19 protein-coding genes and 1 pseudogene are annotated in these 23,272 nt (G+C 70.7%); 13 read left to right on the forward strand and 7 right to left on the reverse strand.

Features of this window, described 5'->3' with window-relative positions; translation table 11 throughout:
- Positions 1-202: 202 nt before the first annotated feature.
- Positions 203-2,299 carry a S9 family peptidase gene (locus QM720_RS09540; protein WP_415125940.1) on the reverse strand — a complete coding sequence of 699 codons (2,097 nt, stop codon included), beginning with the start codon at positions 2,297-2,299 and terminating at the stop codon, positions 203-205.
- A gap of 216 nt (positions 2,300-2,515) precedes the next feature.
- On the opposite strand from QM720_RS09540, the gene QM720_RS09545 reads away from it, so the two are divergent.
- From QM720_RS09545 to QM720_RS09565, 5 genes are all read left to right on the forward strand, one after another.
- The gene (locus QM720_RS09545) at positions 2,516-3,841 is read left to right on the forward strand and encodes an inorganic phosphate transporter (protein ID WP_415125942.1); all 1,326 of its coding nucleotides are present in this window, start codon (positions 2,516-2,518) and stop codon (positions 3,839-3,841) included.
- On the forward strand, positions 3,841-4,176 hold the full coding sequence (locus tag QM720_RS09550) for a peptidase (RefSeq protein ID WP_415127880.1): 336 nt from the start codon (positions 3,841-3,843) through the stop codon (positions 4,174-4,176). Before QM720_RS09545 ends, QM720_RS09550 begins: the two co-directional genes overlap by 1 nt.
- 47 nt (positions 4,177-4,223) lie before the next feature.
- On the forward strand, positions 4,224-5,120 hold the full coding sequence (locus QM720_RS09555; RefSeq protein WP_415125944.1) for a phosphodiesterase: 897 nt from the start codon (positions 4,224-4,226) through the stop codon (positions 5,118-5,120).
- Positions 5,121-5,243: 123 nt separating this feature from the next.
- A complete protein-coding gene (locus tag QM720_RS09560) occupies positions 5,244-6,686 on the forward strand; it encodes an aspartate ammonia-lyase (RefSeq protein ID WP_415125946.1) in 1,443 nt (480 codons plus the stop codon).
- 128 nt (positions 6,687-6,814) lie between these two features.
- Positions 6,815-7,288, forward strand: coding sequence for a DUF4190 domain-containing protein (locus QM720_RS09565; RefSeq protein WP_415125948.1), 474 nt, complete (start codon positions 6,815-6,817; stop codon positions 7,286-7,288).
- Positions 7,289-7,362: 74 nt separating this feature from the next.
- Here the strand turns inward: QM720_RS09565 and QM720_RS09570 are convergent, their stop codons facing one another.
- Complete coding sequence (locus tag QM720_RS09570; protein WP_415125950.1) at positions 7,363-8,226, reverse strand: fumarylacetoacetate hydrolase family protein; 864 nt, start codon at positions 8,224-8,226, stop codon at positions 7,363-7,365.
- Between the two features lie 174 nt (positions 8,227-8,400).
- Here QM720_RS09570 and QM720_RS09575 point away from each other — a divergent pair, with 174 nt between their 5' ends.
- Entirely contained in the window at positions 8,401-8,769 is a 369-nt protein-coding gene (locus QM720_RS09575) for an FKBP-type peptidyl-prolyl cis-trans isomerase (RefSeq protein WP_415125952.1), read from the forward strand.
- 146 nt (positions 8,770-8,915) lie between these two features.
- Positions 8,916-9,476, forward strand: coding sequence for a YceI family protein (locus QM720_RS09580; protein WP_415125954.1), 561 nt, complete (start codon positions 8,916-8,918; stop codon positions 9,474-9,476).
- Between the two features lie 27 nt (positions 9,477-9,503).
- Here QM720_RS09580 and QM720_RS09585 read toward each other — a convergent pair whose 3' ends face one another.
- Positions 9,504-10,811 carry an MFS transporter gene (locus QM720_RS09585; protein ID WP_415125956.1) on the reverse strand — a complete coding sequence of 436 codons (1,308 nt, stop codon included), beginning with the start codon at positions 10,809-10,811 and terminating at the stop codon, positions 9,504-9,506.
- A complete protein-coding gene (locus tag QM720_RS09590) occupies positions 10,811-11,032 on the reverse strand; it encodes a DUF167 domain-containing protein (protein WP_415125958.1) in 222 nt (73 codons plus the stop codon). Before QM720_RS09590 ends, QM720_RS09585 begins: the two co-directional genes overlap by 1 nt.
- 146 nt (positions 11,033-11,178) lie before the next feature.
- Between QM720_RS09590 and rpsO the strand changes: the two genes are divergently transcribed.
- The gene (gene rpsO, locus QM720_RS09595) at positions 11,179-11,448 is read left to right on the forward strand and encodes a 30S ribosomal protein S15 (RefSeq protein WP_415125960.1); all 270 of its coding nucleotides are present in this window, start codon (positions 11,179-11,181) and stop codon (positions 11,446-11,448) included.
- Between the two features lie 234 nt (positions 11,449-11,682).
- Here the strand turns inward: rpsO and QM720_RS09600 are convergent, their stop codons facing one another.
- Positions 11,683-12,705 (reverse strand): isopenicillin N synthase family dioxygenase, encoded by a 1,023-nt coding sequence (locus QM720_RS09600; RefSeq protein ID WP_415125962.1) that lies wholly within the window; start codon positions 12,703-12,705, stop codon positions 11,683-11,685.
- A 51-nt stretch (positions 12,706-12,756) separates the two neighbouring features.
- Positions 12,757-13,794 carry a LacI family DNA-binding transcriptional regulator gene (locus QM720_RS09605; protein WP_415125964.1) on the reverse strand — a complete coding sequence of 346 codons (1,038 nt, stop codon included), beginning with the start codon at positions 13,792-13,794 and terminating at the stop codon, positions 12,757-12,759.
- 121 nt (positions 13,795-13,915) lie between these two features.
- Here QM720_RS09605 and QM720_RS09610 point away from each other — a divergent pair, with 121 nt between their 5' ends.
- Positions 13,916-16,081 carry an alpha-galactosidase gene (locus QM720_RS09610; RefSeq protein ID WP_415125966.1) on the forward strand — a complete coding sequence of 722 codons (2,166 nt, stop codon included), beginning with the start codon at positions 13,916-13,918 and terminating at the stop codon, positions 16,079-16,081.
- Positions 16,082-16,135: 54 nt separating this feature from the next.
- Here QM720_RS09610 and QM720_RS09615 read toward each other — a convergent pair whose 3' ends face one another.
- Positions 16,136-17,263, reverse strand: coding sequence for an acyltransferase family protein (locus tag QM720_RS09615; protein WP_415125968.1), 1,128 nt, complete (start codon positions 17,261-17,263; stop codon positions 16,136-16,138).
- A 141-nt stretch (positions 17,264-17,404) separates the two neighbouring features.
- On the opposite strand from QM720_RS09615, the gene QM720_RS09620 reads away from it, so the two are divergent.
- The 4 genes and pseudogenes from QM720_RS09620 (at position 17,405) to QM720_RS09635 (ending at position 23,216) form a co-directional block, all read left to right on the forward strand.
- Positions 17,405-18,574 carry an LLM class flavin-dependent oxidoreductase gene (locus tag QM720_RS09620; protein WP_415127882.1) on the forward strand — a complete coding sequence of 390 codons (1,170 nt, stop codon included), beginning with the start codon at positions 17,405-17,407 and terminating at the stop codon, positions 18,572-18,574.
- Positions 18,575-19,037: 463 nt separating this feature from the next.
- A pseudogene (locus QM720_RS09625) lies at positions 19,038-21,319 on the forward strand (polyribonucleotide nucleotidyltransferase).
- A 219-nt stretch (positions 21,320-21,538) separates the two neighbouring features.
- A complete protein-coding gene (locus QM720_RS09630) occupies positions 21,539-22,564 on the forward strand; it encodes an aldo/keto reductase (RefSeq protein ID WP_415125970.1) in 1,026 nt (341 codons plus the stop codon).
- A gap of 52 nt (positions 22,565-22,616) precedes the next feature.
- Positions 22,617-23,216 (forward strand): histidine phosphatase family protein, encoded by a 600-nt coding sequence (locus QM720_RS09635; RefSeq protein ID WP_415125972.1) that lies wholly within the window; start codon positions 22,617-22,619, stop codon positions 23,214-23,216.
- Positions 23,217-23,272: the final 56 nt, after the last annotated feature.

The following is a 23,272-nucleotide window of genomic DNA, read 5'->3' on the forward strand; positions in this document are numbered from 1 at the left end:
CGGAAATGACGCGAAAAACGGACGCGACGGCGCCACGGCATCCGTTTTTCGCGATATCTCCGTTTTTCGCGACGCCGGATGCCGGAGGTTGGATGCCGAAGACTCGTGACGCCGGATGCCGGAGGTTGGATGCCGGAGACTCGCGACGCCGGATGCCGGGGGATTTGCGGCCGCAACGGCAACCGCAACGGCGCCGGCCGGGTCAGTCGGCGAGGCCGAGCACGTCGAGCAGCCACGCGAGCTCGAACGCTCGCTGATGCCAGGCGTTGTAGCGACCGCTGACGCCGCCGTGGCCGGCGACCATCTCGCACTTCAGCAGTGCGTCGGCGCCGACCTCGCGCAGGCGCGCGACCCACTTGGCGGGCTCGACGTAGTACACCCGGGTGTCGTTGAGCGAGGTCACCGCGAGGATGCGCGGGTAGGCGACGTCGGCGCGCACGTTCTCGTACGGCGAGTACGACTTCATATACGCGTAGACGGATGCGTCGTGCAGCGGGTCGCCCCACTCATCCCACTCGATGACGGTCAGCGGCAGCGAAGGGTCGAGGATCGTCGTCAGTGCGTCGACGAACGGCACGTCGGCGAGGATGCCGGCGAACAGCTCGGGCGCGAGGTTGGCGACCGCGCCCATCAGCAGTCCTCCGGCCGAGCCGCCCTCCGCCACGAGCACGGAAGGCGAGGTCACGCCCGCCGAAACCAGGTGCTGTGCGACCGCGACGAAGTCGGTGAAGGTGTTGCGCTTGTGCTGCAGCTTGCCGTCTTCGTACCACTGCCGGCCGAGTTCACCGCCGCCGCGCACGTGCGCGATGGCGAAGACGACCCCGCGGTCGAGCATCGACAGCCGCGCCACCGAGAACCCCGGCTCGATGGAGTGCTCGTACGACCCGTACCCGTACAGGTGCACCGGCCGCACCCCCTCCCCGGGGGCGCCGAACGATCGCTTCCACACCAGCGACACCGGCACGCGCGTGCCGTCGGGTGCCGTCGCCCACTCCCGCCGCTGCGCGTAGTCGGCCGGGTCGTAGCCGCCGAGCACGGGCTGGCGCTTGCGCAGCAGCAGCTCGCCGGTCGCCACGACGTAGTCGTAGACGGTGCCCGCAGTGACGAACGAACCGTAGCCGAGGCGCACCAGCGGGGTGGCCCATTCCGGGTTTCCGGCCGATCCGGCGGTGTAGAGCTCCTCGTCGAAGGCCAGCTCGTCCACGGCGCCGGTCTGGTAGGAGAGGATCCCCAGGCGGGCAAGGCCCTCGCGCCGGTAGGAGACGACACCCCAATCGCGGAACGCGGAGACATCGAGCAGGCGCCGGCCGGCGAGGTGCGGCAGCACGACCTGACGCGGGCCGAGGGGGTCGGATGCCGCCACCCGCACGAGCTCGAAATCCAGCGCCCCGTCGTTGTGCAGGATGTACAGCACGTCTTCGCCGTCGACGACGGCGTGCGTCGCGGAGTACTCCACGCCTTCGCGCCGCGGCCAGATCGACCGCGGCTGTGCGCGCAGGTCACCGGCATCCACGAGATATTCCTCTGTGGTGATGGACGAGCCGACTTCGATCACCAGGTAGCGGTCGCTGCGCGTGAAGCCGGCGCCGACCCAGTACCGCTCGTCGGGCTCGTGGAACAGCTGTATGTCGGAAGCGGCATCTGTCCCGACCTCGTGCAGCCAGACCGTGTCGGACCGCCACGCGTCGTCGACGGTCGTGTAGACGACGTGGCTCCCGTCGGGCGAGAAGCAGGCTCCGGCAGAGGTCTCTGCGATGACGTCGGGCAGGTTCTCGCCGGTCGCGAGATCCCGGATGCGCAGGGTGTAGCGCTCGTCGCCCTCGGTGTCGACGCCGTACAGCAGGCGCGTGCCGTCGGAGGACACGTCGAACGACCCGAGCGAGAAGAACTCGTGCCCCTCGGCCTCGACGTTGCCGTCGAGGAGCACCGACTCGCCGGGCACCTCGACGCCGGGCGCCAGCGCCGGCGGCGTCCAGTCGTCGGGGGAGGCGAGGGGGGCGCGACAGTGGATGCCGTACTGCTTGCCCTCGACGGTGCGCCCGTAGTACCACCAGGCGCCCTGGCGGGTCGGCACCGACAGGTCGGTCTCGAGCGTGCGCGCCTTGATCTCGCCGAAGATGCGCTCGCGCAGCCCCGCGAGGTGGGCGGTGCGCGCCTCCGTGTACGCGTTCTCCGCCTCGAGGTGCGCGATGACCTCGGCGTCGTCTTTCGCGCGCAGCCACTCGTACGCGTCGACGAACTCGTCGTCGTGATGGATGCGGGTGGTCGGGCGGACGGCGGCGACGGGAGTATCGGTCACACGGCAACCGTAATCGACCGACCGGCACGCCGAGGCATTGCGTCGCACAGGGCGTTGCGTCGCATAGGGGATTCATGGTTCTCCCTGTTCTGCGCCGCGTCCGGGATGTGGGAGGATTTTCCTGCCCGGTTGCCGGAGCATGAACCCACGGTGAACTCTTCGTTCGCACCGCCGATCGCATCGGCCCCCTCACACGTACTCCGACGAAAGCGAACTGTGGAAACCGCTGCCCTCATCGTCGTGCTGGTGATCGCGCTGGCGCTGTTCTTCGACTTCACGAACGGCTTCCACGACACCGCCAATGCGATGGCGACTCCGATCGCGACCGGTGCGCTCAAGCCCAAGGTCGCCGTCATGCTCGCCGCCGGCCTGAACCTCGTCGGCGCGTTTTTGTCGACGGAGGTGTCGAAGACGATCTCGCACGGCATCATCCGCGAAGATCAGATCGAGCCGCTCGCGTTTCTGCCGATCATCTTCGCGGGCCTGATCGGCGCGATCACCTGGAACATGCTGACGTGGCTGCTGGGGCTGCCGTCGAGTTCGTCGCACGCCCTGTTCGGCGGTCTCATCGGGGCGACCCTGGTGGGGGCGAGCGTCCTGGCGATCGACTTCGGCATGGTGCTCAGCAAGGTCGTGCTGCCGGCGCTGATCGCGCCGTTCACGGCCGGGGTCATCGCGTTTGTCGTCACGCGCCTCGCGTACGCCCTGACGCGGCGCTACGACAGCAAGCCCGACGGGCGCGACGGCTTCCGCTGGGGGCAGATCTTCACGTCGTCGCTCGTGGCGCTGGCGCACGGGACGAACGACGCGCAGAAGACGATGGGCGTCATCACCCTCGCCCTGATCATGGCGGGGTGGCAGAGCTCGGATCAGACCGATCCGCACCTCTGGGTGATTCTCGCGTGCGCCTTCACGATCGCGCTCGGCACCTACATGGGCGGGTGGCGCATTATCCGCACCCTCGGCAAGGGTCTCACCGACGTCAAGCCGGCGCAGGGCTTCTCGGCGGAGACCTCGACGGCGGCGACCATCCTGGCCTCCAGCGCGCTCGGCTTCGCGCTGTCGACGACCCAGGTCGCGTCGGGTTCGGTCATCGGCTCGGGGCTCGGGCGCCGCGGCTCGAAGGTGCGCTGGGGCATGGTCGGGCGCATCGCCATCGGCTGGGTGCTGACGCTGCCGGCGTCGGCGGCCGTGGGCGCGCTGGCGGCGCTGCTCGTGGTCTGGCTCGGCGGATGGGGCGTGCTCATCGACGCCGTGCTGGCCGTCGCGATCATCGTCGGGCTGTTCCTGCGGTCGCGCCACACCCACGTCGACTCGTCGAACGCCATGAGCGAGGTCGCCGACTCGGGGCTCGCGGTCAAGGTGCCGCGCAAGGCGCCGCCGACCCGCCGTCAGCGCGCGATCGCGCGCGAGCAGGCGCGCCTGAAGGCCGAGCAGGAGGCGCGGGAGCGCGCCGAGCGCAAGGCGACGCAGAAGGCGGCGGCGAAGCAGGCCGCCGAGCAGAAGGCGGCCGCGAAGGCCGGCAAGAAGGGCGGCCGGTGATGGACATCACGATCGACTGGCTCGCCTTCGTACAGGTGTTCGCCGCCGCGCTAGCCGGTGCCGTGCTCGTCGTCGGGTTCTATGCGATCGGGCTGCGGATGCTCGTGCGCGCGGGCCGGGCGCCCGTCGTCGCCCCCGCCGAGTTCACCGACGCCATCACCGTCATCACCGAGGCCGAGGCCCGCAAGGCCGCGAAGGCCGCCGCCAAGGCGGCGAAGAAGAGCCCCCTCACCGACGGCCAGAAGCGGCTCGCGCTCGCCGGCGCCTGCGCCTCGTTCGGCCTGTGCGGCGTCGCCGTCATCGCGGGGCTCGTGCTGATCGTCGCCGGGCGCTGACCGCACGGATGCCGACCCGCGTCGGAGGGGAGTCGTAGGCTGACGCCATGCCTGTGCAATTCGGCCGTCACGCCCCCGCGCTGCGCACGATCGTGCACGTGAGCGACACCCACCTCCTGGGACGGAATCGTCTCCTCGGCGGCCGGTACGACACGGCGGCGAACCTGCGGGCGACCCTCGCCGCCGTCGAGCGCCTCGGCATCCGTCCCGACGCCATCGTCTTCACGGGCGACCTCACCGACCTGGGCGAGCCGGATGCCTACCGCGACCTGCGCGCCGCCGTCGAGCCGGTCGCCCGGCGCCTGGGCGCCCCGATCGTGTGGGTCGCCGGCAATCACGACGAGCGTCCGGCGCTGTGGGAGGGCCTGTTCGATGCGGCGCCCACCCAGGCGCCCGTCACGAGCGTGCACGACCTCGGCGGGCTGCGGGTGATCGCCCTCGACACGACGGTGCCGGGCTGGCACCACGGCGACCTCGACGCGGCGCAGCTCGACTGGCTCGCCGAGCAGCTCGCCACGCGAGCGCCGCTGGGCACCCTGCTCGCGCTGCACCACCCGCCGCTGCCGAGCCACGTGCCGCTGTTCGACATCCTCGAGCTCCGCGACGCCGCGCCGCTGGCCGCGGTCATCGCGGGCACCGACGTGCGCGGGATCCTCGCGGGGCACCTGCACTACTCGACGTCGGGCACCTTCGCCGGGGTTCCGGTCAGCGTCGCGGCCGCCACGTGCTACACGATGGACCTCGCGCGGCCGCCGGCATCCGTCAACGGCATGGATGCCGGCCAGTCGTTCCACCTCGTGCACGTCTACGACGACACGATCACGCACGCCGTCGTCCCGGTCGTCGCGGCGGATGCCGGCGACGTCTTCTCACCCGAGTGGTACGAGCAGCTGGCGGCGCTCAGCCCGCGGGAGCGACTCGAGCGCTTCTCGCGCAAGCGCTGACGTGCTGGCCGCAGCGGCGGTGCTCCCGTACCTCTTGTACGCCGTGTACAGTCCCGGGCCGGCGGCGAGCGGATAGGCTCGAAGACGCCCGGCGACGATGACGACCCGCGAGGACGGACACCCATGGCACTGGACGCGACGACGCGCACCGAGACCGACTCCCTGGGATCGATGAAGATCCCCGCCGATGCCTACTGGGGCATCCATACCGCACGGGCGCTGGAGAACTTCCCGATCTCGCGTCGTCCCATCTCGGTGTACGCCGACCTCGTGGTCGCGCTCGCGATGGTCAAACAGGCCTCGGCGCGGGCCAACAAGGAGATCGGCGTGCTCGACGCCGGACGCGCCGACCTCATCGATCGCGCGGCGCAGCGCGTGATCGACGGCGAGTTCCACGATCAGTTCGTCGTCGGCGTCATCCAGGGCGGCGCCGGCACCTCGACGAACATGAACGCGAACGAGGTCATCACCAACATCGCGCTGGAGATCGCCGGCCGCGAGAAGGGCGACTACGCCTACCTGTCGCCGATCGATCACACCAACCGTTCGCAGTCGACCAACGACGTGTACCCCACCGCCGTGAAGATCGGGCTCAGCCTCGACCTGAAGTCGCTGCTGGAAGAGCTCGACCTGCTGCGCGGCTCGTTCCTGAACAAGGCGGTGGAGTTCCACGACGTGCTGAAGATCGGGCGCACGCAGCTGCAGGATGCCGTGCCGATGACGCTCGGCCAGGAGTTCCACGGCTTCGCGACGACTCTCGGCGAGGACCACACGCGGCTCACCGAGAACGCGCGCCTGCTCATCGAGGTCAACATGGGTGCGACCGCGATCGGCACCGGCATCACGACGCACGCGGGCTACCGGGCCGCGGTCGTGCGCCAGCTGCGCGAGATCAGCGGCCTCGACCTGGAGTCGGCCGACGACCTCGTCGAGGCCACGAGCGACACGGGTTCGTTCATGTCGTTCTCGGCGTCGCTCAAGCGCAACGCCATCAAGCTCTCGAAGATCTGCAACGATCTGCGCCTGCTCTCCTCGGGTCCGCAGGCCGGGCTCGGCGAGATCAACCTCCCGGCGATGCAGGCGGGGTCTTCGATCATGCCCGGCAAGGTCAATCCCGTCATCCCCGAAGCGCTCAACCAGGTCGCCTTCGCCGTCGCCGGCGCCGACCTCACGGTCACGATGGCGGCGGAGGGCGGGCAGCTGCAGCTGAACGCGTTCGAGCCGATCATCGCGCACTCGATCTTCCAGTCGATCACCTGGATGCGCCGCGGGATGCGGACCCTGCGGATCAACTGCGTCGACGGCATCACCGCCAACCGCGAGCGGCTCGGCGCCATGGTCGGCTCGTCGGTGGGTGTCGTGACGGCGCTGACGCCGTTCATCGGCTACGCCGCCGCGGCGGCGCTGGCCAAGACGGCGCTGCTCACGCACCGCAGCGTCGCCGACCTCGTCGTCGAGGCCGGGCTCATGTCGCGTGACGAGGTCGACAAGCAGCTCTCGCCCGCGCGTCTGTCGGGGCTGGAGGCCGTGACGGCCGCCATCCCGATCGTGCAGGCCGCCGAGTGACCTCCTCGCCGACGACCCCGCGGTCTGAGTCTCGCGCCGGGGCGCGCCGGGCCCGGCACTCGCGGGCGGGGTGCCGGTACCGGTACGGTCGAGGGGACCGTCATCACGACACCAGAGAGAGGCCCACGATGACCGATCCCAACACCCCGGCTGCCCCCCAGCCGCCCGTCGACCCCGCGGCCGCCGTGCCGCCCGCCTACCAGCCGCCCGTCGCTCCGCCGGCGTACGCGCCCCCGGCCGCCCCCGCCTACAACGAGGCTTCCGGGTACAACGCGGCTTCCGCCTACGCGGGCCAGCCCGCGGCCGCCGTTCCGGGCAAGACGCTCGGCATCGTGGCGCTCATCGTCACGTTCTTCTCGTCCGTGATCGGCCTCATCCTCGGTTATGTCGCCGCTTCGCAGAGCAAGAAGGCGGGCGTGCCGAACACGCCGGCGAAGGTCGCGATCATCCTCGGGTGGATCTTCACCGTCATCGGCACCCTCGTCATCATCGGCGTGATCGTGACCGCCGTCGTCGCCGTCAACTCGGTGCAGGAGGCCTGCAACCAGCTGGGCACCGGCGTGTGGCAGCTCGACAACGGGGCGACCATCACCTGCGACTGACCGCGTGCGCGAAGCGCCGGCGCCCTCGGTCGTCGGCGCTTCGTCGTTGTCGGGGCCGGGCTTCGAGCGCCGCCTCAGCCGAGGATGCGGCAGTGGGTCGTCAGCTCGCCGATGCCGTCGATGCCGACCGTGACCGTCGACCGGTCGCGCAGGAAGATCTGCGGGTCGCGCGAGTAGCCCGCGCCGCCGGGGCTGCCGGTGGAGATGAGCGTCCCCGGCAGCAGGGTCGCCGAGCGTGACAGGTAGGAGACGAGCGTCGCCACCGAGCGGATCATCCCGCCCGTGGACGCATCCTGCACCGTGCGACCGTCGACGACGGTCCAGATGTGCAGCGCCTGCGGGTCGTCGATCTCGTCGGCCGTCACGACGAAGGGTCCGTTCGGCGTGAACCCGTCGAACGACTTGCACCGCGACCATTGGGCCTCGGAGAACTGGATGTCGCGCGCCGTGATGTCGTTGACCACGGTGTAGCCCCAGACATGCGAGAGCGCGTCGGATGCCGCCACATCCCGTGCCGGGCGGCCGATGACGACGCCGAGCTCGGCCTCGTAGTCGATCGACTCGCTGAGGCTGCGCGGCCACGTCGTCGTGCCCTCATGGCCGGACAGCGAGTTCGGCCACAGCCCGAAGACGGTCGGGGCGGTGTCGAGCGTGAGACCCAGCTCGCTGGAGTGTGCGGCGTAGTTCAGGCCGATCGCGAGGATGACCGGGGGAGTCGGCACCGCCGGGCCGAAGGCGAGCCCCGCCCACGGGACGCCGGTGGCGCAGGCGGATGCCGACCGCACCCGATCGAGCAGGTCGTCGCCGCCGTCGATGAGCGCCTGCAGCGTGCGCGGCGCCCCGTCGAACAGCGCCGCGACGGCGATCGCCTCGTCGGCGCGGATGGCGACGAGCTGGGGTTCGTCCGTCTCGGGCAGCACGATATGGGCGAAACGCATTGATCCAGGCTATCTCGCGGCACGGGGTGGCTCTGCTGATACCTGGCATGAACAGAACTCAGCGCTCGGTGCCGCGGCGATGCCGGCGTGTCTCCCGAGCGCTGAGCTGGTCTGCATCCAGGGTGCCAAAGGTCGGCCGTCGTCGTCAAGACCCCGCCATGGTTGGATGGAGACATGACTGACGACCGCACCAAGCCCGAGTTCGACGCGCCCGAGTGCCCCGCCCCCGCCGACCTCGTCATCCGCGACATCATCGTGGGCGACGGCGCCGAGGCGAAGCCCGGCGACACCGTGACCGTCCACTACGCCGGCGTCGAGTACGACTCCGGCGAGGAGTTCGACTCGTCATGGGGTCGCGGCGAGTCGATCCAGTTCCCGCTGCGCGGGCTCATCCAGGGCTGGCAGGACGGCATCCCGGGGATGAAGGTCGGCGGCCGCCGCGAGCTCGTCATCCCGCCGCACCTGGCCTACGGCCCGGTTGGCGGCCACTTCCTCGGCGGCAAGACCCTCATTTTCATCATCGACCTGCTCGCCGTCGGCTGAGCCACCCTCCGCGACACCGCTCGCCTGTCACGAACTGTCGCCTCAGGGCGCGATTCATGACAGGCGAGCGGCTTTTTGTATTCGCGGGAATAGACCACCGCGGGAGGCGTTGAAGCCGGGGAGACCGATCCCGGAAGGACAAACCCATGACCGAAACCACCGCCCTCGACATCCCCGGCTACAAGACCGGCACCTGGGTGCTCGACCCCGCCCACAGCGAGGTGTCGTTCAGCGTGCGCCACATGATGATCTCGAAGGTGCGCGGCGCGTTCGCGATCAAGAGCGCGACCATCGTCGCACCGGAGAACCCGCTCGAGGCGAGCGTGACGGCATCCGCCGATGTCGCCTCGATCGACACGAAGGACGAGGGTCGCGACACGCACCTGCGCTCGGCCGACTTCTTCGACGCCGAGCAGTTCCCGACGATCGACTTCGTCTCCACCGGCGTGCGCTACGAGGGCGGCGACTTCCTCGTCGACGGCGACCTCACGATGCACGGCGTCACCCGGCCGGTGACGTTCACCGTCGAGTTCGGCGGCTTCGGCACCGACCCGTGGGGCAACTACAAGGCCGGCGCGACGGCGACCGCCGTCGTCGACCGCGAGCAGTTCGGCCTGACCTGGAACGCCGCGCTGGAGACCGGCGGCGTGCTCGTCGGCAAGGACGTCACCATCACCCTCGACCTGCAGGGCTCGCTGCAGTCCTGATCCGGCGATGCCAGCGCACCCGGGGCCTCAGGGCTCCGGGTGTGCTGCGTCGTAGGCGCGGAAGCGCGGATTCAGGCGCACGAGCAGCGCGACGAGAGCGATGATGACGAATCCGCCCAGCAGCGGCGGGAACCACAGCGCCGTGAACGTGGAGAGCACGCCCGCATAGAGCGCGCCCACGCGCGGGCCGCCGGCCACCACGACGATGAACACGCCCTGCAGCCTGCCGCGCATCGTGTCGGGCACGGCGGCCTGCATCATCGTGCTGCGGTAGATCGCGCTGACGTTGTCGGCGCCGCCGGCGATCGCGAGCGTGAGCGCGGCCAGCAGCAGCAGCGCGATGTTCGCCGAGGTCTCGCCCACGACGGCGGGCGCGAACACGCCCAGTGCGGCGAGCGCCAGTACGCCGCCGAACGCGACGATCGCCGCGCCGTAGACGATGATCGCCCGCTCGATGCCGCGGCCGTGCCAGCGGTACCGCCCGACCGGGCCGGAGAACAGGCTCGAGAAGAACGCGCCGACCGCGAACGCCGCCGTCAGGATGCCGGTCGTGATCGCCCCGCCGCCCAGCAGCAGCGCCCCGATCGCCGGGAACAGCGCGATCGGCTGGCCGAACGTCATCGCGGTGATGTCGAGGATGTACTGCAGCCGGATGTTTCCGGCGCGGCGCAGGAACCGCCAGCCGTCGGCGAGCGAGCGCAGCCCGGGCCGCACGATCTCGCCCTCGGGCGTGATCGGGGGCAGCGTCCACAGGCCGAGGAACAGCGCCGACATCATGATCACGTCGATCGTGTACGTCCAGCCGTAGCCGGTGAACGCGACGAGCAGGCCCGCCGCCGCAGGCCCGACCGACACCATGATCCCCGACGTGATGCCGCCGAGCGCGGATGCCGCCGGCAGCAGCTCGGCGGGGATCAGGCGCGGGACGATCGCCGACCGCGCCGCCATCACGACCGAATTGGCGGCGGAGTTGACGACCGCGAGGACGTACAGCCACGCGACCGATGCGGTTCCCGTCCAGGTGAGCGCCATGAGCAGCGTCGTGGAGGTGAACGTGACGGTCGCCGCGATCAGCGCGACGCGGCGGCGGTCGAAGGCGTCGGCCAGCATGCCGCCGTAGAGCCCGGCGAAGATCATCGGGACGAGCCCGGCGACGGCGATCATCGACACCGCGAAGGTGGAGGTCGTGAGCTCGTACATGTGCAGCATGATCGCGACGAGCGTCAGCTGCCCGCCGAGGCCCGCGAGGGTCGAGCCGATCCACATGCGGGCGAACGGCGGGCTCGTCGTCAGGGGCCGCAGGTCGATGAAGTGGTCACGGCGCAGGCGCGCCATCACAGGTCCACCTCGACGCGCTTGCGGCGAGAGGCATGTCCGCGCAGGATCTCGACGTCGCGCGGCGGCACCTGGAAATGGGCGGCCAGCGCCGCGATCACCCCGTCGTTGGCGGCGCCGTCGACGGCACGCTCCCGCACGAAGACGACGAGACCCTCGGCATCCTCCTCGACGAGTGGCCCCTTGCGGCTGCCGGGTTTGACGCGAACGGAGAGCTGCACGCGTCGAGCCTACGGGTTCGCGCGGGGTCGGCGGGCGGGGCGAGGGGCTGGTAGACTCTTCAGGTTGCCGTTGGATCGGCCGCGGAGAAAGAGAGCCCACGCATCAGGCGTCGGGCACCGCGCAACAAGGAGAAAGGGGATCACCTATGGCACTGGATGCAGACGTCAAGAAGGCGATCATCGAAGAGTACGCGACGCACCCCGGTGACACCGGATCCCCCGAGGTGCAGGTCGCGATGCTGACGCAGCGCATCAAGGACCTCACCGAGCACCTCAAGGAGCACAAGCACGACCACCACTCGCGTCGTGGCCTGTTCCTGCTCGTCGGTCAGCGCCGTCGCCTGCTGGGTTACCTGCAGGAGGTCGACATCAACCGTTACCGCTCGCTCATCGAGCGTCTCGGGCTGCGCCGCTAAGCACCGCGCTCAGCGTTCAATCGCGCAAAACATTCTTGAGAAGGCCGCCCCCGGTGGGGCGGCCTTCGTCGTCGGGGGATGCCGCCCGCGGCTTCCGGTGTACCGGCATCCGCGCACGAAAACAGGAGATCGTGCGAAAACAGGACGAAACCCCGGGCAGGCGTCCTGTTCTGGAACGATCTCCTGTTTTCGCCGACGGATGCCGGCGCCGTCAGCCGACGGATGCCGGCGCCGTCAGCCGCGGCCGGCGAGCAGGTCGGCGTGCCAGATCTCGGCGACGTCGGGGTGCGCGCGCAGGCGTGATTTCAGCGCGTTCTCGCCGTAGCGGGCGTGGATCGGGTTGGTGGGATCCTGTGTCACGCCGCGGGCCTGGGCGGCCAGCTCGGCGGGCAGGTCGATCAGCGGCAGGCGCGAGTCGAGGGCCGGGTTGAAGAAGTACGGCACCGAGATGCGGTCGTCGGGGTACCGCGGCGAGACCACCCGGTGGTTGGTCGCGATGAGGTAGCCGCCGGTGGCGTACTCCAGCATCTCGCCGATGTTGACGACGAACGCGCCGGGAACCGGGGGAGCATCCACCCACTCGCCGTCCCGCTGCACCTGCAGGCCGCCCTTGCCGGGCTCGACCCACAGCAGCGTCAGCACGCCCGAGTCCTTGTGCGCGCCGACGCCCTGCTGCGGCTCGGGGTCGGCGGAGCCGGGGTAGCGGACGATCTTCAGCAGCGTCGACGGCTCGCCGAAGTGCTCGTCGAAGTAGCTCTCCGCCGCCCCCAGCGCGAGCGCCCACGCCCGCAGCAGCGTGCGGGCGACGCCGGCGAGATGGTCCTGCCACTCGTCGACGACCTCGCGCAACTCGGGCAGCGCCTCCGGCCACAGGTTCGGTCCGGTGAGCCGGGCGAAGTCGGGTGCCCCGGCATCCGTCACGACCGGCCGCTCCGGCCCGATGTCGATCTGCTCGCGCCAGTCGACCTTGCCCTGCGTGCGCTCGCCGCCGATGCGCGTGTAGCCGCGGAAGTGCGGGCTCTTGACGTTCTCGATCGCGAGCTTGTCGTTCTCGGGCAGGTCGAAGAAGGCCCGCGCGGTGCGATGCAGCCGCGCCTCGAGCTCGGGCGTGACACCCGTGCCGGTGAGATAGAAGAAGCCGACCTCGTGCGTCGCGCGGCGCAGGTCGTCGCGAAACGCGGCCGCGGCCTGCGGGCCGGCGTCGAGTTGCGACAGGTCGAGGACGGGCAGGTTCACATCGAGGCGTGCGTGCGACATGCGTCGAGATTAGGCGGATGCCGGGTCTGTGTCGTGCAGTGTTGCGCAGGATTACCGCGCGGCGGCCGTCGCGCGGCGTGCGGGCGTGCAGCCGCACGAGGCGCGGCACACGAGCGTCGGCAGGAGCACATGTCGCGCGGTCGCCCCTGCGCCCTCGATGAGCGCGGCGACGGCGACGCGCGCCATCTCCTCGACGGGCGCCGCCACCGTCGACAGCGGCGGCCAGCTGAAGGCGGCGTCGTCGGAGCCGTCGAGCGAGACGATCGCGACGTCTTCGGGCACTCGGATGCCGGCCTCGTGCAGCGCCCGCAGCAGTCCGAGGGCCTGGCGATCGGAGCTGACGAACAGCGCCGGGGGCAGGTCGCCGCCCGTCACCAGCTTCGTGCCGGCCGCGTAGCCTCCCCACGGCGTGAACGGCTCGCGCACGATCGGCCCCTCGCCCCGTCCCAGCCGGGCGACGGTGTGCCGCCAGCTCGCCTCGCGCGGGTCGAGGACGTGCCCGACGTTCGTGCCGATCACCAGGCCGATGCGGTCGAGGCCGTGACCGGCCAGGTGTTCGACGGCGAGTCGAGCGCCCTCCCAGAGGTCGACCCCGACGGTGCTGACGCCGGCGACGTCGGCCCAGTGATTGAGCAGGACCGTGGGGATGCCGGCCCCGACGAGCGGGCGCAGATCGGGGTCGAGGACGGTGCTGCACAGCACGACGCCGTCGACCCCGCGATCGACCAGGTGCTCGAGGCGGCGGTTCTCGGTCTCGAGGGAGCCGTTCGCGTTCGCCGTCAGCACGGTGAGCCCGCGCTCGGCGGTCGCCTCTTCGACGGCGCGCGCGAGCATCGCGAAGTACGGGTTCGTCGCATCCGGCAGCACCATGCCGAGCATTTCGCTCGCCCCGAGGCGCAGTGCGCGCGCGGTCCGATTGGGCCGGTATCCCAGCAGGTCGATCGCCTCGCGCACGCGCGCGGTCGTCTCGGGCGAGACGTTCTTGGTGCCGTTGACGACGTAGCTGACGACGGCCGTGCTCACCCCTGCGAGCTGGGCCACGTCGCTGCGTTTGGCGGCGGGCCTGCCGGAACGGGGAGCGCGGTCCACGGGATCATCCTAGGCGAGTGGCCGGCCCGCGGTCCGGCGCCGGACCGCGCGCCGGCCCGGGATCGCACGTCGACGGAACCGGTCGTTGCCCGAATGCTGTTACTCGTGTAACCATCGATCTATGTCTGATTCCACGAGCAGTCGCCCCCGAGAGCACGGCCCGGTGCCGGATCGCCCCGTGCTGCACCTGCGCCGAGGCGGCACGAGCCTCGTCATCGATGCGTCCTCGCCGGGCGCCCCCGCCCTCGTGCACTGGGGGCCGGACCTGGGACCGGCCGATGCCGCGCAGCTGGCGTCGCTCGCGATCGCGGCCCTGCCCCAGCGAGTCTCGGGCGGACTCGACGAGACCGCTCGCCTGTCGATCGCCGCGACCGCCGCCGACGGCTGGCTCGGGACACCGGCCATCGAGGGCGGACGCGGCGGCGCCGCCGTGAGCCTGCGGTTCTCCGTCGCGGCCATCGACAGCTCGGCATCCTCGGCGACCATCGCCCTCCTCGACGAGCAGGCCGGCGTCGGCCTGCGGGCCGAGTTCGCGATCGGCGCGTGCGGGCTGCTGCGGCACCGCCTCGTCGTGCGCAACGAGCACGACGCGCCGTTCGCCGTCTCGGCGCTCCTGCCGTCGCTGCCGGTTCCGTGGGATGCCACGCAGCTGCTCGACACGACCGGGCGTCACCTGCGCGAGCGCTCGCCGCAGCGACACGAATTCACCTTCGGGACGCACCTGCGGGAGAGCCGGCGCGGGCGCCCGGGCGCCGATGCCACGGTGCTGCTGGCCGCGGGACGGGCCGGGTTCGGGTTCGAGGGCGGCCTGGTCCACGGCATCCACGTCGCCTGGAGCGGCAATCAGCGCGTGCTCGCCGAACGCGTCACCACGGGGGAGGCGTTCCTGGCCGGCGGCGAACTGCTCGCGCTCGGCGAGCTGGTGCTCGGGCCGGGCGAGGAGTACGCGAGCCCGTGGCTGTTCGGTTCGTGGGGCGACGGGCTCGACCAGCTCGCCGCGCGATTCCACGAAGAGTGGCGCGCGCGCCCGCAGCACCCGCGTCGCCCCCGTCCGATCACGATCAACACGTGGGAGGCGGTGTACTTCGACCACTCGCTGCCTAAGCTCCTCGACCTTGCCGCGACCGCCAGCGACATCGGGGTCGAGCGATTCGTGCTCGACGACGGCTGGTTCCGGGGGCGGCGTGACGACACCGCCGGCCTCGGCGACTGGGAGGTCGACCGCGAGCTGTGGCCCGCCGGCCTTCATCCGCTCGCCGATCGGGTCACCGCGCTGGGCATGGAGTTCGGCCTCTGGGTCGAGCCCGAGATGATCAATCCCGACAGCGAACTCGCCCGGGCGCACCCCGATTGGATCCTGCGCGGGCGCGAGGAGCTGCCGCCCTCCGCGCGCCAGCAGCAGGTGCTCGACCTGTCGCGGGGCGAGGCCTACGCGCACATCGCGCAGCGACTGCACGCACTGCTGCACGAGTATCCGATCGCGTATCTCAAGTGGGATCACAACCGCGACCTGGTCGACGCCGGATCGGGGCCGGGAGGCTCGTCACGGGTCCACGCGCACACGCAGGCCGTGTACCGGCTGATCGACGAGCTCAAGGACCGGCATCCGGGGCTCGAGATCGAAAGCTGCGCGTCCGGCGGCGCCCGCGTCGACCTCGGCATCCTGGAGCGGACCGACCGCATCTGGGCCAGCGACAGCCTCGACCCGAACGAGCGCCTCGCCAACCAGCGCTACACGGCGCTCGTCGTCCCGCCGGAGATGATCGGCATGCACCTCACGACGCCCACGGTGCACTCGTCGGGGCGCACCGTGTCGCTGGCGCTCAGCGGAGCCGTGGCGCTGTTCGGCCACTTCGGCATCGAGTGGGACGTCACGACGCTGACCTCCGACGAGCGCAGCGCCATCGCGCAGTGGGTCGCCCTCGCGCGGCGCGTGCGCCCGCTGGTGGCGACCGGGCGCCTCGTGAACGTCGATGTCGCCGACGCGGGCCTCGACGTGCGGGGTGTCGTCTCGCCCGATCGCACCGCGGCCTTCTTCACCCTCACCCAGCTGCAGACGCTGCCCGCGTCGCCGAGCGGGCGCATCCGCCTGCCCGGTCTCGACCCCGACCGCGCCTACCGGGTGCGCAATGTCACGCCCGGGGGCATCGTGCACCAGCCCGCGCAGTCGCCGCTGCGCTGGGCGCACCACGACACCGTGCTCACCGGTCGGCAGCTGGCCGTGGCCGGCATCCGCCCGCCCGTGCAGAATCCGCAGCAGGCGACGGTCGTCGAGCTCTCCGCGTAAGACCGGTTCCCCACGCGCCGCGCACGGAGGCGCGCGAAGGATGCCGGTCTCCCCTCACCAGGCGCGCGGGGCGTCGCGGGGGCGGCGCGAACCGGTGGGGTCGCTGCGGCGGCCCTCGCGACCGGCGAGAGTGGAGTCGGCGAACAGCCACGCGGGCCGCGGCTCGATGAGCGGGCGGAACGCGGTGCGTACGGGCTTGGTGGCGAGGGCGAGCGCGATGAGCACGGATGCCACGATCACGGCCGGCAGCCACAGCCAGGTCGGCTCGGCGCTGCGGAGCAGTCCCGTTTCGCGGAACGGGTACAGCACGAACGAGTGCAGCAGGTAGACGTACATCGTGAACTGCCCGAAGTGGGTCCACCAGTATCCGCTGCGCGGGACGAGCGCGAAGAAGGCCACGCTGAGCACGAGGGCGACGATCATGAGCGCGAGGCGCACGGCCCCGGACCACCAGGGGCCGCCGAGGTCCTGATAGCTCGCGTCGTAGAACAGCCACTGGCGCAGGCCCGCCGTGCGCCAGAGATCGGCGAAGTACCACGCGGCGAAGCCCGTGACGGCGAACAGCGCCACCGCGCCGACACGCACCCACAGCCGGCCGCGACGGATGAGATCGAACCGCCGCACGATGTCGCGGTCGGCGAGCCACCAGCCGAGCGTGAAGAACGGCAGCAGCCCGAGCGTGCGCGACAGCGAGAGCGTCGAGTCGATGTTGGTCCAGTAGCCGGCCGAGATGGAGATGACGACCGTCCACAACAGCGGCCAGCGCAGCAGCGCGAGGTACGGCAGCACGAGGCGGAAGATCGCCAGCGCGATCAGGAACCACAGCGTCCACGACGGCTGGGTCGGGTTGGGGTTGGCGGCGCCTTCGACGAGCCACTTCGTCAGGGTCCACAGTCCCTCGAAGACGATGTACGGCGCGACGATGTCGGTGAGGATCCGCGCCATCTGGCGGTGGCCGGGCGAGTCCGACTTCGAGAAGTACCCCGAGATGATCGCGAACGCCGGCATGTGGAAGGCGTAGATCAACAGGTAGAGCCCGAGTGCGATGTCGCTGTCGTACGTGAGGCGCTGCATCGCGTGGCCGAGCACGACCAGCACGATGCACGCGAAGCGCGCGTTGTCCCACAGGGGCACGCGGCGGGTCGCCGTCGTGCCGGTGCGGGGGTGTGCCGGATCGCTCATGTCGCCAGTCACCCTACTCGCGACATTTGCCGGGAATAACCTGGGGCTGGCCGCGTTTCATGAGATACATTCAAATGAATACATTGGATGCCGTGGCATCCGGAGGAGAGCAGAGAAGTGAGCGAGACCACCGCCCCGCAGATGCAGTTCGGCATCATGTCGGTCAGCGACATCACGCAGGATCCGACGACCGGGCACACGCCGAGTGAGGCCGAGCGCATCCAGGCGACCCTGACGATCGCACGGCACGCCGAAGAGGTCGGACTCGACGTCTTCGCCCTCGGCGAGCACCACAATCCGCCGTTCTGGTCGAGCTCGCCCACCACGACGCTCGCCTACCTCGCCGCGCAGACGAGCCGGATCATCGTGTCGACCTCGACGACGCTCATCACGACGAACGACCCGGTCAAGGTCGCCGAAGACTACGCGATGCTGCAGCACCTGTCGGGCGGACGCATGGACCTCATGCTCGGCCGCGGCAACACCGGCCCGGTGTATCCGTGGTTCGGCAAGGACATCCGCCAGGGACTGCCGCTCGCGATCGAGAACTACGCGCTCCTGCACAAGCTGTGGCGCGAGGACGTCGTCGACTGGGAGGGCACGTTCCGCACGCCCCTGCAGGGCTTCACCGCCACGCCTCGGCCCCTCGACGGCGTCCCGCCGTTCGTCTGGCACGGCTCGATCCGCACCCCCGAGATCGCGGAGCAGGCCGCCTACTACGGCGATGGGTTCTTCGCGAACAACATCTTCTGGCCCGCCGAGCACTACCAGCGCCTCATCGCGCTGTACCGCCAGCGCTGGGAGCACTACGGCCACGGCGCGCCCGAGACGGCGATTGTGGGCCTCGGCGGTCAGGCGTTCATGGCGCGCACCTCGCAGGATGCCGTCGCGCAGTTCCGGCCCTACTTCGACAACGCCCCGGTCTACGGCCACGGGCCCTCGCTCGAGGACTTCAGCGAGCTGACGCCGCTGACCGTCGGCTCGCCGCAGCAGGTGATCGACCGCTATGCCGGCATGCGCGACCTCTTCGGCGACTACCAGCGCCAGCTGTTCCTCATGGATCACGCGGGGCTCCCGCTGAAGACGGTGCTCGAGCAGCTCGACTTCCTCGGGGGCGAGGTGGTGCCGGTGCTGCGCACGGAGCTCGCGCAGAACCGGCCCCCATCGGTGCCCGACGCGCCCACGCACGCGGGCCGCGTGAACGCCGCCTACGGCGACGGCCCGGCCCGGCAGGCGACCCCCCGGGCCAACCGCGGCGACAACCTCGCCGGCCCCGCGCCGTACCAGGACGTTGCGGTTCCGGGGCAGTAGCCGCCGGTTGCGCCCCGTCCGCGTGCCAAACGCAGGGTGAGACGACGTCGCGGTGCGCTCCGGGCCGGTTTCGGTGCGGTTGACCCTGCGTTTGGCACGCACCACGCGCGACCGCGACGCCACCGAGCGCACCGGCGCGGCGGAGGCAGCGGCCCCGTCGGCGGGCGACAGGCGGGCGGGCACCGCGATGCGGGGCGCGCTCAGCCTCCCCTGGCGGCCGGCTGGTAGGCTTGTGCAGGTTGCCGTGGATCTTCCGCGGCGACTGGAGCAGGCCGGCAGGAAGCTGGTCCCCTGTGGTGGGTTCCTATCTCGGATAGTGATCTTCGACTGGTGACCAGCGCTGACCCTCGCAAGACACCGCACCGCGGTGTCGTCGCGCGTCTGGATCTGCCTGTTCCTGCTCCTTCGCACGATCTCGTGCGCGAAACGCGCGTGCGAGTCTAAACAAAGAAGGAGAGACCTCTTGGAAGGTCCTGAAATCACCGCCGCCGAAGCCGTCCTCGACAACGGACGCTTCGGCACCCGCACCATCCGCTTCGAGACCGGACGCCTCGCGCAGCAGGCGCAGGGTTCGGTCGCCGCCTACCTCGACGAGGAGACGATGCTCCTGTCGGCCACGAGCGCCGGCAAGCACCCTCGTGAGGGCTTCGACTTCTTCCCGCTGACCGTCGACGTCGAAGAGCGCTCGTACGCCGCGGGCAAGATCCCCGGCTCGTTCTTCCGCCGCGAGGGCCGCCCCTCGACCGAGGCGATCCTCGTCTGCCGTCTCATCGACCGCCCGCTGCGCCCGTCGTTCGTCGAGGGCCTGCGCAACGAGGTGCAGATCGTCGTCACCGTCCTGAGCATCGCCCCGGGCGAGTTCTACGACGCGCTCGCGATCAACGCCGCGTCGCTGTCGACGCAGATCTCGGGTCTGCCGTTCTCGGCCCCATCGCCGGTGTGCGCCTCGCGCTCATCCCGGGCCACGGCGAGCACGCCGACCAGTGGATCGCGTTCCCGAACGTGACGCAGCTGGAAGAGGCCGTGTTCGACCTCACCGTCGCCGGCCGCGTGCTGCCCGACGGCGACGTCGCGATCATGATGGTCGAGGCCGAGGCGACCGAGGGCAGCTGGAACCTCATCCGCTCCGGCGCCGTCAAGCCCTCCGAAGAGGTCGTGGCCGAGGGTCTCGAGGCCGCCAAGCCCTTCATCAAGGAACTGTGCGCCGCGCAGAACGTCGTCGCGAACACGGCGGCCAAGGAGATCCAGCCGTACCCGGTCTTCCCGGCGTACAGCCAGGAGGTCTACGACTTCGTCGCCGGCCGCTCGTACGACGACCTCGTCGGCGTGTACCAGATCGCCGACAAGATCGAGCGCCAGAACGCCGACGACGCCGTCAAGGACCGCGTCAAGGCCGACCTGACCGCCGCCGTCGAGGCGGGGGAGCTGCCGGCCTCGGCTGCCGCCGAGTTCTCCGCCGCCTACAAGTCGGTGACGAAGAAGATCGTCCGCGGCCGCATCCTCACCGAGGGTGTCCGCATCGACGGCCGCGGGCTCGCCGACATCCGTCCGCTGGATGCCGAGGTCCAGGTCATCCCGCGCGTGCACGGTTCGGCGATCTTCCAGCGCGGCGAGACCCAGATCCTGGGTGTCACGACGCTGAACATGCTCAAGATGGAGCAGCAGATCGACTCGCTGTCGCCGGTGACGCACAAGCGCTACCTGCACCACTACAACTTCCCGCCGTACTCGACCGGTGAGACCGGCCGCGTCGGCTCGCCGAAGCGTCGCGAGATCGGGCACGGCTTCCTCGCCGAGCGCGCCCTCGTGCCGGTGCTGCCGGGCCGCGAGGAGTTCCCGTACGCGATCCGCCAGGTCTCCGAGGCGCTGGGCTCCAACGGCTCGACCTCGATGGGCTCGGTCTGCGCGTCGACGCTGTCGCTGCTGAACGCGGGCGTGCCGCTGCGCGCCCCCGTCGCCGGCATCGCGATGGGCCTCGTGTCTGACGAGGTCGACGGCCAGACCCGCTACGCGGCGCTGACCGACATCCTCGGCGCCGAGGACGCCCTCGGCGACATGGACTTCAAGGTCGCGGGCACGAGCGAGTTCGTCACGGCGATCCAGCTCGACACGAAGCTCGACGGCATCCCGTCGTCGGTGCTCTCGGCCGCGCTCACGCAGGCCAAGGAGGCGCGCCTCACGATCCTGAACGTCCTGAACGCCGCCATCGACGGCCCGGACGAGATGGCTCCGACCGCCCCCCGCGTCATCAGCGTGCAGATCCCGGTCGACAAGATCGGCGAGCTCATCGGCCCCAAGGGCAAGACGATCAACGCGATCCAGGACGAGACCGGCGCCGACATCTCCATCGAGGAGGACGGCACGGTGTACATCGGCGCCGTCGACGGCCCGTCGGCCGAGGCCGCCCGCGCCCAGGTGAACGCGATCGCCAACCCCACCAACCCGGAGGTCGGCGAGCAGTTCCTCGGCACCGTGGTGAAGATCGCGACGTTCGGCGCGTTCGTCTCGCTCCTGCCCGGCAAGGACGGCCTGCTGCACGTCAGCGAGGTCCGCAAGCTCGCCGGCGGCAAGCGCGTGGAGGACGTCGGCGACGTGCTCTCGGTCGGCCAGAAGCTGCTCGTGCGCATCACCAAGATCGACGACCGCGGCAAGCTGTCGCTCGAGCCGGTGCTCGAAGAGGCCGCCGACCAGGAGGGCTCCGCTGCCGCCAGCGAAGGCCCCGGCGACGCGCCCGCGGAGGGCTGACCCGCTCGGTCGAAGCGAAACGGATGCCCGTCCCTCTCCCGTCTCGGAGGGGACGGGCATCCGTCATTTCGCGGCATTGTCCCCCAGATGGGGGACAAAATCCGGTCCCGAGGGATGCCGTGGCCAAAGCGTTATGGAATGTTTACCGCCGGGCCGCCTCAATCGGCCACGTGTTTCCGGCGCTGCCCTACCCTCGGTACTACGTAACGGGGGTGACGCATGGCTTTCACCGACGCAGACACAGCGCCGGCGACCACGCGCGCCGAGTGGCGGTCCGCCCACCCCTCCGAGCCGATCCCCGTTCAAGGGATGCCGCTCGGCGCCGCCGTGCGGGTCGCACTCGGCGAGACCGGCCTGCGCGTGTTCCCGTTCATCCTCGGCGGGGGCGAGTTCGGCTGGCACGTCGATCTCGCCGCCGCCCACGCGATCCTCGACGCCTACTTCCTGCGCGGCGGCAACGCGATCGCCACCTCCGACGGCTACGCGGCGGGTCGCAGCGAGCACATCATCGGGCAGTGGCTGCGCGCGCGCGGCGTGCGCGACGACACGGTGCTCGGGGTGCGCATCGGCACGAGTCCCGACCACCCGGGCCTCGGCCCCGTGAACCTCATCCGCGCCGTCGAGTCGTCGCTGACCCGGCTGCAGACCGACCGCATCGACGTCCTGTACCTCGACGCGACGGCCGACACGACGACGGCGCTGGAAGACACCCTCGCCACCGCCGAGTGGCTGGTCGAGTCGGGCAAGGTGCGCGCTCTGGGCTCGTACGGGCACACGGCGACGCAGCTGGTCGAGGCGCGCATCCTCGCCTCCGCCGGATACCCGCGCCTGACGGTGCTCGACGTGCCCTACAACGTGCTGCGCCGTGAGGCGTTCGATGGAGACCTGCGCCTCGTCGCCGGGGCGCAGGGCATCGCCGCGACCCCGTCGCAGGCGCTCGAGCACGGCTACCTCGCCGGTGCCTTCCGCAACCGCTCCGGGGTCGCCGCGTCGGTGCGCGGCGTCCAGCTCGCGGCATCCATGAACCGTCGCGGCACGCGGACCCTGCGTGCGCTCGACCGCATCGGCGCCGAACTGTCGATCCCGACCGCCGCCGTCGCGATCGCCTGGCTGCTGGCGCAGCGCGCCGTCGTCGCGCCGATCGTCAACGTGTACGCCGTCGGCCACGTCGACGAGATCGTGCAGGGCATCGGCGCCCGGCTGAGCCGTGCGCACCTCGCCGAAATCGCCCGCGCGGCGCAGTAACCGCTGACGTAGGGTGGAAAGACCCCCCACCCGCGAGCGACGGCGAGACGACATGACGCACTATCTCTACCTCGTGCGCCATGGCGAGCACCTCGACGCCGAGCACGGGCTCGAAGACGGCCCGCTCTCGCCCCGCGGCCGGCGCCAGGCGGCGCGGCTGGCCGATCGGCTGTCGGGCGTGCCGCTGGACGCCGTGTGGCATTCGCCGCTGGAACGCGCCGCCGAGACCGCCCGCGCCGTCGCCGAGCGCCTGCCGTCGGTGACGCCGGAGCCGTCGGCGCTGCTGTTCGACTGCATCCCCACCGGGATGCTGCCCGACACGCCGGCCGTCTACGAGCCGTTCTTCGGGTCGTACACCGCCGCCGAGATCGAGGCCGGTCGCGCGCAGCTCGACGACGCCGTGGCCGAGTTCCTGGTGCGCAAGGGCGACACCCACGAGCTGCTGATCACCCACAATTTCGTCATCGCCTGGTTCGTGCGCGAGGTGCTGGATGCTCCGGAGTGGCGGTGGATGACGATCAGCCAGGCGCACTGCGGGCTCACCGTGCTGGGGCAGCGTCCGGGACGGCCGTGGACGCTCGTGGCGCACAACGACCTCGCCCACCTGCCGATGGAGCTACGCACGGGGCTGCCCGAGTCGCTGCCGGTGTGAGCCCCGCCCGCGCATCTCGATCCGGTAACGATCGCGTCTCTGGCGGTAAGGATCCG

Origin of the sequence: Microbacterium sp. (assembly GCF_047602155.1) — a bacterium.
In the GTDB taxonomy this organism is placed as follows: domain Bacteria; phylum Actinomycetota; class Actinomycetes; order Actinomycetales; family Microbacteriaceae; genus Microbacterium.

Excerpts from the sequence above, each read along its gene's own strand:
- QM720_RS09550 (WP_415127880.1), top strand. The coding sequence starts at position 3,841 with ATGGACATCACGATCGACTGGCTCGCCTTCGTACAGGTGTTCGCCGCC.
- QM720_RS09555 (WP_415125944.1), top strand. The coding sequence starts at position 4,224 with ATGCCTGTGCAATTCGGCCGTCACGCCCCCGCGCTGCGCACGATCGTG.
- QM720_RS09560 (WP_415125946.1), top strand. The coding sequence starts at position 5,244 with ATGGCACTGGACGCGACGACGCGCACCGAGACCGACTCCCTGGGATCG.
- QM720_RS09565 (WP_415125948.1), top strand. The coding sequence starts at position 6,815 with ATGACCGATCCCAACACCCCGGCTGCCCCCCAGCCGCCCGTCGACCCC.
- QM720_RS09570 (WP_415125950.1), bottom strand. The coding sequence starts at position 8,226 with ATGCGTTTCGCCCATATCGTGCTGCCCGAGACGGACGAACCCCAGCTC.
- QM720_RS09575 (WP_415125952.1), top strand. The coding sequence starts at position 8,401 with ATGACTGACGACCGCACCAAGCCCGAGTTCGACGCGCCCGAGTGCCCC.
- QM720_RS09580 (WP_415125954.1), top strand. The coding sequence starts at position 8,916 with ATGACCGAAACCACCGCCCTCGACATCCCCGGCTACAAGACCGGCACC.
- QM720_RS09585 (WP_415125956.1), bottom strand. The coding sequence starts at position 10,811 with ATGGCGCGCCTGCGCCGTGACCACTTCATCGACCTGCGGCCCCTGACG.
- rpsO (WP_415125960.1), top strand. The coding sequence starts at position 11,179 with ATGGCACTGGATGCAGACGTCAAGAAGGCGATCATCGAAGAGTACGCG.
- QM720_RS09600 (WP_415125962.1), bottom strand. The coding sequence starts at position 12,705 with ATGTCGCACGCACGCCTCGATGTGAACCTGCCCGTCCTCGACCTGTCG.
- QM720_RS09610 (WP_415125966.1), top strand. The coding sequence starts at position 13,916 with ATGTCTGATTCCACGAGCAGTCGCCCCCGAGAGCACGGCCCGGTGCCG.
- QM720_RS09615 (WP_415125968.1), bottom strand. The coding sequence starts at position 17,263 with ATGAGCGATCCGGCACACCCCCGCACCGGCACGACGGCGACCCGCCGC.
- QM720_RS09620 (WP_415127882.1), top strand. The coding sequence starts at position 17,405 with ATGCAGTTCGGCATCATGTCGGTCAGCGACATCACGCAGGATCCGACG.
- QM720_RS09630 (WP_415125970.1), top strand. The coding sequence starts at position 21,539 with ATGGCTTTCACCGACGCAGACACAGCGCCGGCGACCACGCGCGCCGAG.
- QM720_RS09635 (WP_415125972.1), top strand. The coding sequence starts at position 22,617 with ATGACGCACTATCTCTACCTCGTGCGCCATGGCGAGCACCTCGACGCC.